The sequence below is a fragment of the Streptomyces sp. NPDC004610 genome (assembly GCF_040609715.1).
GTDB lineage: Bacteria > Actinomycetota > Actinomycetes > Streptomycetales > Streptomycetaceae > Streptomyces.
This window is the reverse complement of the sequence record NZ_JBEXLA010000004.1, coordinates 305,417-321,385: the sequence shown is the minus strand read 5'-3', so window position 1 is coordinate 321,385 and position 15,969 is coordinate 305,417. Positions and strand designations below refer to the sequence as shown.

The following is a 15,969-nucleotide window of genomic DNA, read 5'->3' as shown; positions in this document are numbered from 1 at the left end:
AGGGGGAAAGGCACGATGACGCGTTTCGTACGGTGGTCCGCGCTCGGCGCGGCTGCCGCACTGCTGGTGGCGGGGTGCACGTCGGGTTCGTCGGACGGGAAGAGCGGGGAGAGCGAGAGTCCGTCGGCCGCGGCACCGTCCGGATCGGACCTGCCCGCCTCGCTGGCCTCGCAGCGAATGGACTGGGCGGAGTGCAGGGCCACGGCGGACTCCCCCGCTCCGGGTGACGACTGGCGGTGCGCCACCCTGAAGGTGCCGCTGGACTGGTCCGAGCCGGAGGGCGAGACCATCGGCCTGGCCCTGATCCGCTCCGAGGCGACCGGCGGTGACCGGATCGGCTCGCTGCTCTTCAACTTCGGCGGACCGGGCGGCTCGGGGGTGTCCACGATGCCGTCGTACGGATCGGTGGTCTCCGCGCTGCACGAGCGGTACGACCTGGTGAGCTGGGATCCGCGCGGGGTCGGCGCCAGCGAGGGGGTGCGCTGCCGGGACGACGCGCAGATCGAGGCGGCGGAGCAGGTGGACGCCACGCCGGACACGGCGGCCGAGGAAGAGGCGTTCCTGAAGGACGCCGCCGACTTCGGCGCCGGTTGCGAGGAGTCGGCGGGCCCGCTGCTGGCGCATGTCTCCACGACGGACACGGCCCGGGACATGGACCTGATGCGCCAGGTCCTCGGCGACGCCAAGACGCACTACTTCGGCATCTCGTACGGCACGGAGCTGGGCGGGGTGTACGCCCATCTGTTCCCGGAGAACGTGGGCCGGCTGGTCCTGGACGCGGTGGTCGACCCGGCGGCGGACACCATCGAGCACGCCAAGAACCAGGCCCGGGGCTTCCAGCGCGCCCTGGAGAACTACCTGGAGTCCACCGGCGAGGACCCCGCCGAGGGCACCCGTCGGATCACGGAGTTGCTGACCGGGCTGGACGCCCGGCCGCTGCCCACCTCCGGCGACCGGGAGCTGACCCAGACGCTCGCGGTGATCGGCATCGTGCTGCCGCTCTACAGCGAGTCCGGCTGGCCGAGTCTGACCAGCGCGCTGGCCGCCGCCGAGGAGGGCGACGGCTCGGAGCTGCTGGCGCTGGCGGACGGCTACAACGAGCGGGATCCGGCGGGCGGTTACGGCACGACGCCCCACTCCCAGCGCGTCATATCGTGCCTGGACGACAAGCAGCGGCCGACCATGGCGGAGACGAAGCGGCTGCTGCCGGAGTTCGAGGAGATCTCCCCGGTCTTCGGCCCGTTCCTGGGCTGGGACACGGCCGGCTGGTGCCACGACTGGCCGGTGCCGGGCCAGGTCGACACCCCGGAGGTGAGCGCGCCGGGCGCGGCCCCGATCCTGGTGGTCGGCAACACGGGCGACCCGGCCACCCCGGTCGAGGGCGCCCAGCGGATGGCCGACGAACTGGGCGAGGGGGTCGGTGTGGTCGTCACCTGGGAGGGCGAGGGCCATGGCGCCTACGGCAATGGCAGCGACTGCGTGGACTCCGCGGTGAACGGCTATCTGCTGGAGGACGAGGTGCCGGAGGACGGCACGGTCTGCCGCTGACGACAGCGGGGGCCGTCAGCACCCGTGGTACTGACGGCCCCCGCTGCGGGAAGCGTGCGACGCCCGGCCCGAGGGCCCGTGGGCTAGTAGACCGGCTTGTCGGGCTCGACCTGGTGGACCCAGCCGATGACCCCGCCGCCGACATGGACGGCGTCGGAGAAGCCCGCCGACTTCAGGACCGCGAGGACTTCCGCACTGCGGACACCCGTCTTGCAGTGCAGGACGATCTTCTTGTCCTGCGGAAGGGTCTCCAGGGCGGTGCCGAGCAGGAACTCGTTCTTCGGGATCAGCTTGGCGCCCGGGATGGAGACGATCTCGTACTCGTTGATCTCGCGGACGTCGATGATCTCGATGTTCTCGCCGTCGTCGATCCACTCCTTGAGCTGCTTGGGAGTGATCGTGGAGTCCGCGGCGGCGGCCTGCGCCTCCTCGGAGACGACACCGCAGAACGCCTCGTAGTCGATGAGTTCGGTGACGGTCGGGTTCTCACCGCAGACCGCGCAGTCGGGGTCCTTGCGGACCTTCACCTGGCGGTACTGCATCTCCAGGGCGTCGTAGATCATCAGCCGGCCGACCAGCGGCTCGCCGGTGCCGGTGAGGAGCTTGATGGCCTCGGTGACCTGGATGGACCCGATGGACGCGCACAGCACACCGAGCACACCGCCCTCGGCGCAGGAGGGGACCATGCCGGGGGGCGGGGGCTCCGGGTACAGGCAGCGGTAGCAGGGGCCGTGCTCGGACCAGAAGACGCTGGCCTGGCCGTCGAAGCGGTAGATCGAACCCCATACGTACGGCTTGTCGAGCAGCACGCACGCGTCGTTGACCAGGTAGCGGGTGGCGAAGTTGTCGGTGCCGTCGACGATCAGGTCGTACTGGCTGAAGATGTCCATCACGTTGTCGGCTTCGAGCCGCTCCTCGTGAAGGATCACGTCCACGTACGGGTTGATGCCCTTGACGGTGTCGCGGGCGGACTCGGCCTTGGAGCGGCCGATGTCGGCCTGGCTGTGGATGATCTGACGCTGGAGGTTCGACTCGTCGACCTCGTCGAACTCCACGATGCCGAGCGTGCCGACGCCCGCCGCGGCCAGGTACATCAGCGCCGGCGAACCGAGGCCGCCGGCGCCCACACAGAGCACCTTGGCGTTCTTCAGCCGCTTCTGCCCGTCCATCCCGACGTCGGGGATGATCAGGTGGCGGGAGTACCTGCGGACCTCGTCTACGGTGAGCTCGCCGGCTGGCTCGACCAGGGGTGGCAACGACACGGGGACTCCGTTGGTCGGTCTGTCACTACGGTTGTTCTCCCCGTAACAGTGCCATGGCGATTTTCATTCCGAGACACCTGGTCCAAGGCGCGAGACGATCTCGTCCCAGTAGCCGGGCATGGCCGCCCAGGGGTCGCGCGGGTCCTCCTCGTCACCACCGCGGACCGTGCGGTCGGTGAACCAGATGGTGGCGGCGCCCTGCCAGCGGGCGATCCGCAGCGCCTCGTCCAGATGCCCGCCCGGCACGCCGTGCACGAAGTGGCAGAACTTCTCCGGCGGGTAGCCCGCGGTCCACTCGGCCACCTGCGACCAGCGGTAGTCGCTCCAGGGGCCGGAGAAGGTGACCAGTTGGTCGGCGTTCTCGGCGTAGCCGGGGTGCGGGTGGGTGCCGTGGCCGAGGACGACATGGGGTTCGCTGTCGCCGATCAGCCGCAGGGTGGTGACCGTGCGGCGGATCTCGGGCAATTCCTCGCGCCCGGCCGGGCAGCGGTCGAGGAGAAAGCCGTCGGCGAGGTACCAGTCGAGATAGCGGTGGGCGGCGGAGATCACCTCGCCGAGGCCGCGGGCACCGTAGGCGCTGTCGATCCGGCCGAGGACCCGCACTCCGGCGTTGCGGAGCCGACCCGCGGCCTCCAGACAGTGCGGGTCGGGGCGGTCGCCGGGGCCGTCGGCGACATCGAGGACGACCCAGTGCAGCGGGATGCCGGGGTCGGTGAGCGCGGCCCATTCGGCGCGGGCGACGAGGGGGTGGGCGTACCCGGGGACCCCGAACCCGGTGCCGACGGCCGGAGTGACCGAGGTGGACGACGTGACCGAGGTGACCGAGGTGGACGAGGTGGACGAGATCGATGAAGGGACCGAGGTGGCGGGGGCGAGCCGGGTGGTGCCCCAGAGGTTCGCGGTGGCCGGATCGACCGGGTTCAGATACGGCATGCGGCCTCCATCCAGATGTCGGCGAGGGACTCCTCCAGATTGATCCGGGGCCGCCAGCCGAGCCGGTCGCGGGCGGTGCGCACATCGGCCTGCTGCCAGCTTCCGCAGCCGTCCGGGTACGGGTACGCGACGGGCGCCACATGGTCGGAGTCGCCGCGCGGGTGCCCGATGGCGGGGCGGAGCGGGCCGGGCGGGCCGTCGAGTTCGTGCAGGGCACCGCCGTAACCGGCGACCCGGGCGAGGGTGGCGGCGGCGTCGCGCAGCCGCACGGCCCGGCCGGAACCGATGTTGATCACGCCCTGGGCTGCGGACAGCGAGGCGGCGTGCACCGCGCGGGCCACGTCCCGGACGTCGATGAAGTCGCGCTGGGCGCCGAGACCGCCGAGCTTGAGTTCGCCGTCGCCGGACTGCATCGCCCGGCGCATCGCCTCGGCGAGCCGCCCGAGCGGGGAGCCCGCCGGGGTACCGGGCCCGGCCGGGGAGAAGACCCGCAGCACCACGGCGTCCAGGCCGGAGCCAAGGACGAGTTCGGTCGCGGCGAGCTTGCTGACCCCGTAGGGGCCGCCGGGCCGGGGGACGGCGTCCTCCGCGGTGGAGGATCCGGGCTGGCTGGGCCCGTACTCGGCGGCGCAGCCGATCTGCACCAGCCGGGCACCGCAGCCGCTGCGGCGCAGGGCCTCGCAGACGGTGGCGACGGCGACGGTGTTGTGCCGGGTGAGGTCGCGGGCACCGCCCCGGGTGGTACCGGCGCAGTTGATGACGACGCCCGGGTGGACCGCGTCGAGGAACCGGGTGAGCGCGCCGGGGCTGCCGGACGCGAGGTCGAACCGCACATCGGCGTCGTCACCGCGGCCGAGCGCGGTGAGCTGGACGGCCGGGTCGGCGAGCAGCCGGTCGGCGACGAAGCGGCCGATGTATCCGTTGGCTCCGATCAGCAGGACCCTCATCGGGCGGCTCCCGGGGTGTGGCATCCGGCGCTGCCGGTGACGCCGGTGGCGCCGGTCGCTCCTGGGGCCGCGGTCGCGCCGGGTCGGGAGGTGGTCATCAGGTGCTCTCCTTTGAAGGGGTGGGGGTGGGGTGGGGGTGGGGTGGGGGTGGGGTGGAAGGGGGGTGGGGGTGCGGGTGGAAGAGGGGTGGGGGTGCGGGTGCCTTCGGTGACTGAAGGGAGGGGGTTACGCCTTTTGGGGGTGCTGGGAGGCGGGTGCGGGTGCGGTGCGTCTTCTTCTTGGGGCGCTGGGAGGCAAGGGGGCGGGTGCGGTGGGTGTTCTCCTCGGGGTGCTGGGAGGCGGGGCGGGTGCGGTGGGTGCTCCTCTCGGGGTGCCGGGAGGAGGCGGGGCGGGTGCGGGTGCGGTGGGTGTTCTCCTCGGGGTGCTGGGAGGCGGGGCGGGTGCGGGTGCGGTGGGTGCTCTTCTCGGAGTGCTGGCAGGTGACGGGGCGGGCGCGGTGGGTCCTCGGCCGGGCGCCCGGCGTCGTCGCCGCCCTCGCGGTCACCCGCCCAGGGAGCCGGGCATGGGCCACGCGCCGGAGGCAGCGGCACGAGCTGGGGCGGCGCGCACCGGACCCCGCACCCGGACTCCGTCCCCGCACCCCGCTCACCACGACGGCCCAGTTCTCGCATGGGCCGAGGCCCGGGTGAGGGTGCGGGCGGCGTGAACGAGCAGGGCCAGGGCCGCCACCGCGCAGATCAGAGCCGGGACGCTGCCCGGCCCCCAGCGGTCGACCAGGGTCTCGACCGGGAGGGAGAGGAGGTCGCAGCCGGGCAGCCGCGCGGCGAACACCGTGGTCAGCGCCAGCGCCTCCGCGCTCGCGGCGACGGTGAGGGCCAGCGACGGGGCATGGGTGAACCCGTGGACGTGGAGGAGCCGGGCGAGCAGCAGCAGGGCGCCCAGGCTGAGGGTCTGCTGGAAAGCGGCGGGTTCCCCGAGCACCGCCGCACTCCCGGCGGCCAGCGCCGCGAGAGCAGCGAGGGACAGGGCGAACGTACCGAGCAGCAGCGGCCGTACGGCACCGGCGAACTCCTCCAGACCACGGCTGGTGGTGAGCCGGCGATGGGCGGCGGCCGTGAAGAGGTGGGTCGTCCAGGCGGCCGGGGCGCAGGACAGGGCGAGCGCGGTCAGCGGCGCGAGGGCCAGCGGCCAGGGGTCGGCGGGGGCACCGCCCGGCAGGGCGTCGGGGCCTCCGGTGACGGCGGCCTGGAGCAGTCCGTCGCCGAGGAAGGCGTAGGCCAGGAGCCAGAGGGTCCAGGTGCCGGTGGACAGGGTCGGGCCGGTCACCGGACGCCGGTTGGCGAGCGGGCCCCGGGTGAGGGCCGCGCGCAGGCCGATGCCGAGGGCGAGGACCCCGGCCGCGGCCACCAGCAGCCGGGTCCGTCCGCCGGTGAACCGCAGCCCTGCGAGGGTCGCGGCGCACAGCGCGCCCGGCAGCAGCGTGCGGAGCACCCAACCGGCCCGCACCCTGGGCGCGTCCAGGGCCTCGGCGGGCGGCCGGGCCGCTCCGTCGCGGGGTACCCGGGCGTACAACTCCTCGGCGAGCGAGAAGACGTCCTTGTGCAGGAACCGCGCGGCGGTCCGGTCGGTGACGCCGTGCGCCTCCAGCCCGGCGGCGATCTCCAGCGGGTCCACGGCCTGCTCGCACAGGGCGCGGTGCCGGTGCATCAGCGCCTTGACGGGATCGGCCGCGCCCCGGCGGGGGACGGCGGGGGCGGGGCTGGGTGCGGCCGATGACGGCGCGGTGGGCGGCACGGGGGAGGCGGACGGCTGTGCGGTACGCGGCACGGGGGACGACGAAGAGGGCGACAAGACGGAAGAGCGGGACGGCTCCGGCACATCAGCGACCGGCCCGACACCAAGGACACCCGCCGCGGCCTCACCCCCACGACCACTCCGATCCCCTCCCCGGTCCCCGCTCCGATCCACACCCCGCGTCCCATCCCCACCACCCCTCCCCCCAGCACTCCCAGCTCCACCCCCACCACCATCCCCACCCCGCGTCCCATCCCCCACATCCACCGCTGCCCAAGCCCGCGCGGACCCGGCGAAGCCCCTCACCCACTGCTCGGACCGCGCGTCCCAGGCCCCCGGACTCCCCGGCGTCCCCGGCCGGTCCGGCGCACCCACCCCGCCCGCCCCGCCACGCGCATCCACCCCACTCAACTCACCCACTCCACTCAGCTCACCCACCCCACTCAACTCACCCACTCCACTCAACTCACCGAACTCACCCATCACGCCCCCTCCCCCAGCACCGTCATCGCCGTTCCCCGGACCGGTGGTCCCGCAGCCCAGGCCGGGACGGGTCGGGGCGCGGGACGGCGGGACGGGTCGGTCCAGTGGCCGGGGACATGGGCCTCGGCCGGGTAGGCGAACGGCAGTGGCTCACCCGCCGCGTCGAGGACGACCCGGCGGACCGGGCACCGGAAGACGACCTCCAGGTAAATGCCGTGAAATGCCGCGATGTTCTGCTCGACGCTGAAGAGTTCGAGCGCCCGAGCGCGCGCCGCTTCCTCGAGGCGCGTACGGCGCGCGGGGTCGCGCAGCAGTGCCACGCACGCCTCGGCGAGCGCCCGCGGATTGCGGGGCGGCACCACCAGTCCCGTACCGCCGATGACCTCCACCACCGCCCCGACGTCCGTCGACACGGTGGCCCGGCCGCCGAGCATCGCCTCGACCAGCCCGACCGGAAAGCCCTCGACGACGCTGGACAGCACGACGACCGCGCCGGAGGCGTACGCCGCGGCGGGCGTCGGGAGGTCCGGGCCGCCGATCCCCTCGAACGACACCGGGTTCTCCCCCACGACATGCGGCCCGGCCGCCTCGTCGGGGAACAACTGCGCGGCCAGCGCCCGGCAGTGCGCCAGATAGGCATCGGCACCGGTCTCCGGGTCCCCGACGCTCACCACCCGCAGCCGCGCCCCCGGCTCCACCCGGCGCACCTCGGCGAACGCGTGCAGCAACGACACCAGATCCTTGGCCGGCGCAACCCGCCCGACCCACACCAGCGTGCCCGGATCCCCAGCCCCGGCCTCGCCCCCGCACCCGACCCCGCACTCACCGCCGCACCCGCACCCGCCCTCGACCCCACACCCACCCCCGACCGCTTCCGGCTGTCCCCCGAACGCCGTCACATCCATCCCCGGATACACCGTCCGCACCTTCCCCCGCTCCGCCCCGCACCGCTCCTGCCAGCGCCGCGCATACGCGTTGCCATGGGTGACGACAGCGGCCCGGCGGTACACCTCCGCCGCGAGCCGCCCGTGGAAGCCGGCCAGCAGCGCCCGTACGGCGGGGGCCGCCGCGTCCGCGCCGGACGCCAGATAGTGGGTACGCAACTGCACCCCGTACTCCGTCACCACCAGCGGTACGCCGGTGAAGTGCCGGGCGAGCAGCCCCGGGAGGGCGCCGATTCCGCCGGAGGCGGCGTGGCACAGATCGACGGCGCCGAGCGCGTCGTCCTCGTACCAGTCGAGGGAGAGGGGGCGCAGAGCGCGTTCGAGGTGTGCGGCGACGGTCAGCAGATCCGGCACGCGCGCCCCGCGCGCGGAACCTTGGGCGCCGGGCGCACGACAGGCGCGCTCCAGGGCGCGTACCGCGGTCTCCGAGCGCAGCGCGCCCTCCAACCCGCCGCCCTCGTCCCGGGCGAGGTCCGCGAGCCCGTACAGGGCATAGGCGAAACGGTCCGCCAAAAGCGCGGACCCCTCAGGGACCCCCTCCCCCAGCCCCACCCGCCCCGCGAACCCCCCAGGCTCCCCCGCCCTCACTCCCACCCGCCCCGCGAACCCGCCGGATTCCCCCTCCCCCACTCCCACCCGCCCCCCAGAAACCACATCCGCACCCCCCGCGCACACCACCCCCGCCAGCTCCCCATAAACCTCCGCGAAGCGCCGGCGCGCGCGCCTCCCGAACCCCCGCCCGCACCACCCCTCCCTCACCCCCTTCCTCACCGCCCCCCTCACCGCCCCCCTCAGCGCCTCCCTCTCCCCCTCCCCCCCACCACCGGCACCACCGGCACCACCAACACCACCGCTCCCGGCGGTCCACAGCGGAGCGGTCCGTACGCGGGTGACCTGCGGCGGCAGCGGCAGCCAGCCGCCGGCCTCCTGGTCCTCGCTGCGGCTGAGCGCGTAGACATGGAACTCGTGCTGCCCGAGCCCGCGCACGAGCCGATCGCACCACAGCCTGGCGTCACCGCTCACATACGGATAGCCACCCTCCGTAAGCATTCCGATGCGCACAAGTGCACCCCCGATCTCCCGTATGGGGAGCCGCCGTTGACCCGGCGGCTCGCAGCGGGACGAACGTATGCGGACAAGGCGGTGGCGCGACGGACGGTTGTCCATCGCGCCACCAAAAGGGGTGAACGGTCGTAACTTTCCCGTGCGAGACGCGTTCGATCGCGCTAGGCGATCACCCGGCTACCTACCGCACACCGCACACGCATCCGCACCGCCACGGCCGGACCGCGTCCACGAAGGCGTCGGCTCAGCGGCCGGCGTCGCCCGGATAGGGCCAGGGATTGGGCAGACACCGCACCCCGTCGAACTCCAGGAACTTGGTCTGCTGCTGCATGACCGGCGCGAGATCGCCGTCCTTGTCGCAGGTCACATGGGTGTAGCCGAGCCGGTGGCCGACCTCGTGATTGATCAGCATCTGCCGGTAGGAGAGGATCTCGTCGTCGCCGTAGGTCTCCGACCCCTGCGCCCAGCGGTACGCGTTGATCATCACGCGCTCGGTGGAGGCGGAGTCGCAGGACACGTTGTCGATGGTCGTGTCCAGGCCGGACATGGCGCACCATTCGGCCGTCGTGCCGGGACTGGCGAGCGTGATCACGAAGTCCGGCGAGCCGCTGTGGATCCGCTCGAACGTACGGCCACCGTCGTGCGCCCAGCTCCGTTCGTCGTTCAGCGTCGTCTGCACGGCCTCGGCGAACAGCTCCCCGTCGAGCCCGAGCCCCTCCTCGACATCGACCCGGTAGGTGTACTTCTCACCCGAACCCGGCGCCTTGTCGACACCCTCGATCGCCTCGAAGGTCCCCGGCCCGGCCAGCGACTCACCGAGCGGATACAGCTGCGACATCTTCTGGTCGTACGACAGCGGCGCCGGAGGGCTCGGCGACTCGGACGCCGTCGGCCGCCCGTCCCCGCGCGAGGCCGGATCCCGGGCGTCCCGCGCCTGCTCGGCGGCGGCCCGCGACTGTACGGAGTCGTCGTCACCGCCGTCGCGCACCTGCCCGGCGACCACCACGGCCAGCACGGTCGTCACCGCGAGGGCCGCGATCCCGGTGAAGGTCCGCCCCTTGCCGCCCTTGGCCCGCTCGGGCGCGACCGGCGGCACCAGATCCTCGTCCGGCTCCCGGGGCTCGGTGAGCACGCCGACCCGTCCCGCACCCTCACGCTCCCGCTCCGGCCCGCGCTCCCACCGGGTGACGGAGCCGTACGGGTCGTCGGGGCGCCCCTGCTGCCGGGAGACGAGGACGCCGTCGTCACCGTCCCCGGCGTCGAAGGCGTCGACATACTCCTGACGGGGTCCGCCGGGAGGCGTCGGCCGCTGTCGCGGTATCCCACCGCCACCGGAACCCCCACCGGAACCGGAACCGGCAGCGGCACCGGCCGCCCCCCGCCCCCGGAACTCGCCCCAGCCGCCCCCGGTCTCATGCTGCTCGGGATGCCCACCCCGCACCGACGCCGCTCCCCCACGCGCGGACGCCCCATCAGCCACCCGCCCATCCGGGGCACGACCGTCAGCCACACGCCCGTCCGCCACACGCCCGTCCGGCATGCGTCCGTCCGGCATCCGAGGAAATCCGTGCGCCGGAGTGCCGTCCGGCAGCCGGGGATAGCCATGCGCCGGAGTGCCGTCCGCCAGTCGTGGAAACCCATGCGCCGGAGTGCCGTCGGCGAGTCTCGGACCACCGGCTCCCGCCCCCGCACCTGCCCCCGAACCGGCTCCCGACCCGGCCCCCGGAGCCCCCCGCCCCGGCATCCCGGGCGCGGGCGCCCCCTCGGCTCTCGCCGCACCGCCGGAACCGCGCGCCGAATCGGCCCCCGCCCCCCGGCGACGGCCTGTGGTGTCCGCGGCGTCCCCCTTGGGGGCGGGTCCACGACGACTGTGGCGTCCCACGTCCCGCCTCAGCTCCCTGTGTTCGTCTGCATGATCCGGCGTCGTATCCGTCTTCGTCCGCGTGCAAGGTGCCCGTACCGCTACAAGTAACCGATACACGTACAACTACAGGTACCAGTACACGTACCGGTGCACGTACCTCTCCTACCTCTGCCTCTCCACCACTCCACCCACCGTCGGACCGGTCGTCGCATCCGTACCCGATTCCGTACCCGATTCGGCCGCGACATCCCGGAGCAGTTCGCGAAACGCCGTGGCCACCGTCGACGGGTACTCCATCATCGCCACATGCCCGGCGTCCGGCAGCGACAACAGCCGGGAGTCGCGGAAACTGCGGGCCGCCTTCTGGGCCATCCGGAAACCGACGAGTTGGTCCCGGCCGCCGTAGACGAGCAGGGTCGGCGCGAGGACCCGTTCGGCCTGGCGCCACAGCCCATGCTGGCCACCGAGCGTGTACGCATCGACGATACCCCGCGCCGAGCGGGCCATCGCGTCCCAGAAGTACGGCAGTTGCAGCCGCCGTTCCATCTCCTCCACGGCGTCGCTGAACCCCTCCGGGCTCACCCGTCCGGGATCGCCGTAGCACAGCGACGTCACTGAGCGGACCCGCTGTTCGGCGGACCAGCCGGTGGTGAGGCGGGGGAACAGCCGGACCGCGCCGGGCAGGGCGAGCAGCGCGGTGGGCACGGCGCTGCGCTGCACACGCAGCTCCGGCAGCGCGGGCGAGACCAGCGTCAGCGTACGGATCAGGTCCGGCCGTACGGCGGCCACCCGGGTGGTGACCGCTCCGCCGAGCGAGTTGCCGAAGAGATGGACGGGGCCGCGCCCGGCGGCGTCGAGATGGCGGATGACCGCGCGGGCGTGCCCGGTGACCGAGTAGTCGCCGTCGTCCGGCGGCGGGGAGTCGCCGAAGCCCGGCAGATCCGGCGCCTCGCCGTCGACCGTGTCGTCGAGCAGCTCCATCAGCGCCGACCAGTTCTGCGAGGAACCGCCGAGGCCATGGACGTAGAGCGCGGGCGGGAGCCCCTCGACGCGTCCCGGCCGGGAGCGGACCGTCAGCGAGATCCCGGGCAGCCGTACCGACCGGAGCCGCTCGCCGTCCGCGACCCTGACGGGAGCCACCTTCGGAAGCGCATTGGCCGCCACGGACGGCAACTCGGTCGAAGACATGCGGCAATGTTACGAGACGATCACGTACCGACAGGGGTGTTCTCCTGTGTTCGCCCTCACACGTCTGTTCGCCCCCGGGGACCGAGCGGAATCCGGCCGGACCGACCGGAATCCGCACCCGATCCGCGTCCGATCCCCGTCCGATTCGGGCCCGATCCCCGTCCGGTCCGGGGCCGATCTCCGTCCGGTCCGGGGCCGATCCGCATCCGGCCCGGGGCCGACCCGCATCCGATCCCCGTCCGATCCGGGGGCAATCCGCATCCGATCCGTATCCGGCATGGATCGCCATCGCCCCCTCCGTCTCCTACGCTCGAAGAGAGGGCACCCGCGTGTGGCCCCTGCATGCCTCAGGGACGGGCGCTCGTAGGAAGGGAGCCCGCCATGGCCGTCGACCCCACCGATCCCGACACCTTCACGGACGAGGAGACCCGCAACGGCGAGGCGTACGACGTCGAGGCCCCGGCCGACGACGCCGCCGAGCAGCACGCCGATCTCACCCCGCGCCACGACGACCCGCTGACCAGGGACACCACGGACGAGGCCGACGAGGCGGACCTCGCCGAGCAGGCCCGGGTCGTCTCCCTGGACGAGGACGACTACCGCTGACGCGGACACCGACCACGAGGCCCGCACAGAACCTGTCGACCCCCTGTCGACCCCACCCCCAGCCGCCCGGTTTACCCCGGCCGGAGCGTGTTCGCGGCCATACGCACGGCTTTCCCGACCGTCCGGTCCGTGAAATTCTGCGCTCGCACCGCGCACACCACGGTTACCGAAAAGTACGATGGCCGCGCGGCGGCACACCGCGATATGGACGATTTTGGGAGGCGGCGTGACAGCCATCGAGCAGACAGAGGCGGCGCGCCCGCGAGGCACCCGCCTGCCGCGCCGCGCACGACGGAACCAGCTGCTGGGCGCCGCACAGGAAGTCTTCGTGGCCCAGGGTTACCACTCGGCCGCGATGGATGACATCGCCGAGCGGGCCGGGGTCAGCAAGCCGGTGCTCTATCAGCACTTCCCCGGCAAGCTCGACCTCTATCTCGCCCTGCTGGACCAGCACTGCGAGTCCCTCATCCAGTCCGTCCGCAACGCGCTGGCGTCGACCAGCGACAACAAGCAGCGGGTCCGGGCGACCATGGACGCCTATTTCGCGTACGTCGAGGACGACGGCGGCGCCTTCCGGCTGGTCTTCGAGTCGGACCTGACCAATGAACCGGCCGTGCGCGAGCGCGTCGACAAGGTCACCAACGACTGCGCCGAGGCCATCTGCGAGGTCATCGCCGAGGACACCGGGCTGTCCCGGGCCGAGTCGATGCTGCTGGCCTCGGGACTCGGCGGGCTCGCCCAGGTGGTGGCCCGCTCCTGGCTGCACAGCGACCGCAGCGTCCCGCGCGACCAGGCGGTCCAGCTGCTCACGTCGCTGGCCTGGCGCGGCATCGCCGGCTTCCCGCTGCACGGCACCGAGCAGATCCCGCACTGAACCAGCACTGCACCAGCACTGAACCGGCGCCGGGGGACTGCTGAGGCACCACCGAGGCGTGCCGCGCGGCAACCCGGCGTTTGTTCCCGCCCCCTGTTCGCTCCTGGCGTGGCAGGGCGGCCCATGCCGATCCCCTCACCGGGCTAATGTGTGCTGGGTACGGCGCGGAAGGTCGCGCACTTCACTGACCGTCGGAGGGACATAGCCGTGGAGGTCAAGATCGGCGTGCAGCACGCGCCCCGCGAGATCGTTCTGGAGAGCGGTCAGACCGCCGAGGAGGTCGAGCGTGTGGTCGCCGAGGCGCTGGAGGGCAAGTCTCGCCTGCTGAGCCTGGTGGACGAGCACGGCCGCAAGCTCCTCATCCCGGCCGACCGCCTCTCGTACGTCGAGATCGGCGAGGCGGCCCCGCGCAAGGTGGGCTTCGGCGCGCTGTAGTCGGGTCGATTCCAGCCGTCGAGTCGATTCGAGCCGACCCGGCGAACGCCACCAGGGCGGACGGAACGCCACGAGGGCCGGTGGGCCCGCGGCCGAGTGCCAGCGGACCCACCGGCCTTTGACGTTCCCGGGACCCGTCCCGGGACCCGCCCTGGGACCCGTCCCGGCACCCGTGAGCTTGTGACGTCCCGTCAACTCATCCGCCGGGGCCACCCCCTGGGACCACCCTCCCCCTCCACGGCTCCACCACCATTCACACACAGAGGGGGATTGCATTCCGCAGGTCAGGGGTAAGACCGGCTACGACCGTTTAGGGCAGGACGGCCGGGTGGGAGGAACCCCGACATGGTCTTGGAAGCGATCAGCTCCGCGGTGCTCGGTCTGGCCCTCGCCTGGGCAGCCGCCAGCCGGCTCCCGCACCGGCTCCCCGCCCGCCCCCTGGTGCTGTCGACCGGCGTGGCAGGCTCCCTGTTCGGCGCCTTCGTCACACACAGCGCGCTGGAGACGGCCCATCTGGTGCTGCTCCTGACCGGCTCGGCCATCGTCGCGACGGCCTCCGTCTCCCTGCTCGTCCGCCCCACGGGCAGACTCCGCCGCCGCTCGGCGACGGCGTAGCCGAGCCCGCCCCCTCACCCCGGCCGGGGCCGGGGGCCTACGCGGCGAGCCCCAGCGCCGCCATCCGCTTGGTGTGCGCCTCGGTGATCCGCGAGAACATCCGGCCCACCTCGGCGAGGTCGAACCCGTCGGCGACCCCGCCCACCAGCATCGTCGACAGGGCGTCCCGCTCCGCCACCACCCGCTGGGACTGCGACAGCGCCTCCCCCATCAGCCGCCGCGCCCACAGCGCCAGCCGCCCGCCGACCCGCGGGTCCGCGTCGATCGCGGCCCGCACCTTCTCCACCGCGAAGCCGCCGTGCCCGGTGTCGTCCAGCACGTCCAGCACCAGCTGCCGGGTGTCGGAGTCCAGCCGTACGGCGACCTCGCGGTAGAAGTCACTGGCGATCGAGTCACCGACGTACGCCTTGACCAGGCCCTCCAGCCAGTCCGAGGGGGCGGTCTGGCGGTGGAAGCCGTCGAGGGCGGCGACGAACGGCTGCATGGCCGCCGTGGGCTCCTGGCCGATCTCGGTCAGCCGGTCCCGCAGCCGCTCGAAGTGGTGGAACTCGGCCGACGCCATCTTCGCCAGCTCCGCCTTGTCCGCCAGGGTCGGCGCCAGCTTGGCATCCTCGGCGAGCCGCTCGAACGCCGCCAGTTCCCCGTACGCGAGGGCGCCCAGCAGATCCACGACGGCGGCCCGGTACTGCGGATCGGCGGCGGCCCGCGCCCAGTCCTGGGCGGCGATCCCGGTGGGCCCCGCGGCGTCGGAGGCGGCGGGATCAGGGGTGCCGGGCGAGGGATCAGGTGTGTCAGCGGAGGTCATGCAGCGCACAATAGCCCGCCCGCCGCCCGAGGGAACCCCCTGGCCACAAGGCCCGGGAACACCCGTCCGGGCCCCCGCCGAGCGGCCTCGCGGACACTCCGCGCACACCCTGCGCACACCGTTGTGAACGTCCCTGTGAACGCTCCCGTGAATGTGACGACGGCAACGTGACCGAATCGGCCATCATCTGTGCGCCATTCCGGGGTATGGTGGTAATGCGCCTGCTGAGTACCCAGTCGTCATGTGACTCCGCGCTCGACAGGCCGCACGTATGAGGATGCCCGGTCGGTGGCCCGATCGGCTCCGACCCGACAGCTCTCCCTGACCGTACAGCCCGGTGTCCACCGAGGACGTACGACGATCGGAGGGACCCCTCAGCGGTACGAGCGCTAGAGCGTCGGCAGAGGTCCCGTGCCAACCGGCTCGCCATCCGGCTCGCTGTTCGGGGGCCGACGTCCCCCGGCACGGTCAGCACGACCCCCGCGCTCGCCTCGCACCGCGCACACAGAAGAGGCAAAACCCTGACTACGTCGTTCCGAGAGCTCGGGATCCTGCCCGAGACCGCCGAGGCCCTGGAGGCCGTCGGCATCGTCACCCCGTTCCCCA

The 15,969-nt window shown here is 72.9% G+C and carries 14 protein-coding genes; 5 read left to right on the top strand and 9 right to left on the bottom strand.

Annotated elements, in window-relative coordinates; all coding sequences use genetic code 11:
• The first annotated feature begins 15 nt into the window (after positions 1 to 15).
• Positions 16 to 1,548 carry an alpha/beta hydrolase gene (locus tag ABZX40_RS06835; protein ID WP_355748474.1) on the top strand — a complete coding sequence of 511 codons (1,533 nt, stop codon included), beginning with the start codon at positions 16 to 18 and terminating at the stop codon, positions 1,546 to 1,548.
• 83 nt (positions 1,549 to 1,631) lie between these two features.
• Here ABZX40_RS06835 and moeZ read toward each other — a convergent pair whose 3' ends face one another.
• The 8 genes from moeZ to ABZX40_RS06795 all read right to left on the bottom strand — a co-directional run bounded on the left by moeZ (position 1,632) and on the right by ABZX40_RS06795 (position 12,028).
• Entirely contained in the window at positions 1,632 to 2,810 is a 1,179-nt protein-coding gene (gene moeZ, locus ABZX40_RS06830; protein WP_355748471.1) for an adenylyltransferase/sulfurtransferase MoeZ, read from the bottom strand.
• A gap of 63 nt (positions 2,811 to 2,873) precedes the next feature.
• Positions 2,874 to 3,743, bottom strand: a complete 870-nt coding sequence (locus ABZX40_RS06825; RefSeq protein ID WP_355748468.1) for a spherulation-specific family 4 protein — start codon at positions 3,741 to 3,743, stop codon at positions 2,874 to 2,876.
• Complete coding sequence (locus tag ABZX40_RS06820) at positions 3,731 to 4,690, bottom strand: NAD-dependent epimerase/dehydratase family protein (protein ID WP_355748465.1); 960 nt, start codon at positions 4,688 to 4,690, stop codon at positions 3,731 to 3,733. Before ABZX40_RS06820 ends, ABZX40_RS06825 begins: the two co-directional genes overlap by 13 nt.
• Before the next feature lie 97 nt (positions 4,691 to 4,787).
• The gene (locus tag ABZX40_RS06815) at positions 4,788 to 5,234 is read right to left on the bottom strand and encodes a hypothetical protein (RefSeq protein ID WP_355748462.1); all 447 of its coding nucleotides are present in this window, start codon (positions 5,232 to 5,234) and stop codon (positions 4,788 to 4,790) included.
• Positions 5,235 to 5,335: 101 nt separating this feature from the next.
• On the bottom strand, positions 5,336 to 6,484 hold the full coding sequence (locus tag ABZX40_RS06810; protein WP_355748578.1) for a hypothetical protein: 1,149 nt from the start codon (positions 6,482 to 6,484) through the stop codon (positions 5,336 to 5,338).
• Between the two features lie 482 nt (positions 6,485 to 6,966).
• The gene (locus tag ABZX40_RS06805; RefSeq protein WP_355748461.1) at positions 6,967 to 8,973 is read right to left on the bottom strand and encodes a DUF3492 domain-containing protein; all 2,007 of its coding nucleotides are present in this window, start codon (positions 8,971 to 8,973) and stop codon (positions 6,967 to 6,969) included.
• A 247-nt stretch (positions 8,974 to 9,220) separates the two neighbouring features.
• The gene (locus ABZX40_RS06800) at positions 9,221 to 10,858 is read right to left on the bottom strand and encodes a DUF3152 domain-containing protein (RefSeq protein WP_355748458.1); all 1,638 of its coding nucleotides are present in this window, start codon (positions 10,856 to 10,858) and stop codon (positions 9,221 to 9,223) included.
• A gap of 144 nt (positions 10,859 to 11,002) precedes the next feature.
• Entirely contained in the window at positions 11,003 to 12,028 is a 1,026-nt protein-coding gene (locus tag ABZX40_RS06795; protein ID WP_355748455.1) for an alpha/beta hydrolase, read from the bottom strand.
• Positions 12,029 to 12,409: 381 nt separating this feature from the next.
• Between ABZX40_RS06795 and ABZX40_RS06790 the strand changes: the two genes are divergently transcribed.
• From ABZX40_RS06790 to ABZX40_RS06775, 4 genes are all read left to right on the top strand, one after another.
• A complete protein-coding gene (locus ABZX40_RS06790; protein ID WP_355748453.1) occupies positions 12,410 to 12,634 on the top strand; it encodes a hypothetical protein in 225 nt (74 codons plus the stop codon).
• A 226-nt stretch (positions 12,635 to 12,860) separates the two neighbouring features.
• Entirely contained in the window at positions 12,861 to 13,508 is a 648-nt protein-coding gene (locus ABZX40_RS06785; protein WP_355748450.1) for a TetR/AcrR family transcriptional regulator, read from the top strand.
• A 207-nt stretch (positions 13,509 to 13,715) separates the two neighbouring features.
• Positions 13,716 to 13,943 (top strand): DUF3107 domain-containing protein, encoded by a 228-nt coding sequence (locus ABZX40_RS06780; RefSeq protein WP_355748447.1) that lies wholly within the window; start codon positions 13,716 to 13,718, stop codon positions 13,941 to 13,943.
• Positions 13,944 to 14,288: 345 nt separating this feature from the next.
• Positions 14,289 to 14,558 carry a hypothetical protein gene (locus ABZX40_RS06775; RefSeq protein ID WP_355748444.1) on the top strand — a complete coding sequence of 90 codons (270 nt, stop codon included), beginning with the start codon at positions 14,289 to 14,291 and terminating at the stop codon, positions 14,556 to 14,558.
• A gap of 37 nt (positions 14,559 to 14,595) precedes the next feature.
• Here the strand turns inward: ABZX40_RS06775 and ABZX40_RS06770 are convergent, their stop codons facing one another.
• Complete coding sequence (locus tag ABZX40_RS06770) at positions 14,596 to 15,363, bottom strand: ferritin-like fold-containing protein (RefSeq protein WP_355748441.1); 768 nt, start codon at positions 15,361 to 15,363, stop codon at positions 14,596 to 14,598.
• Positions 15,364 to 15,969: the final 606 nt, after the last annotated feature.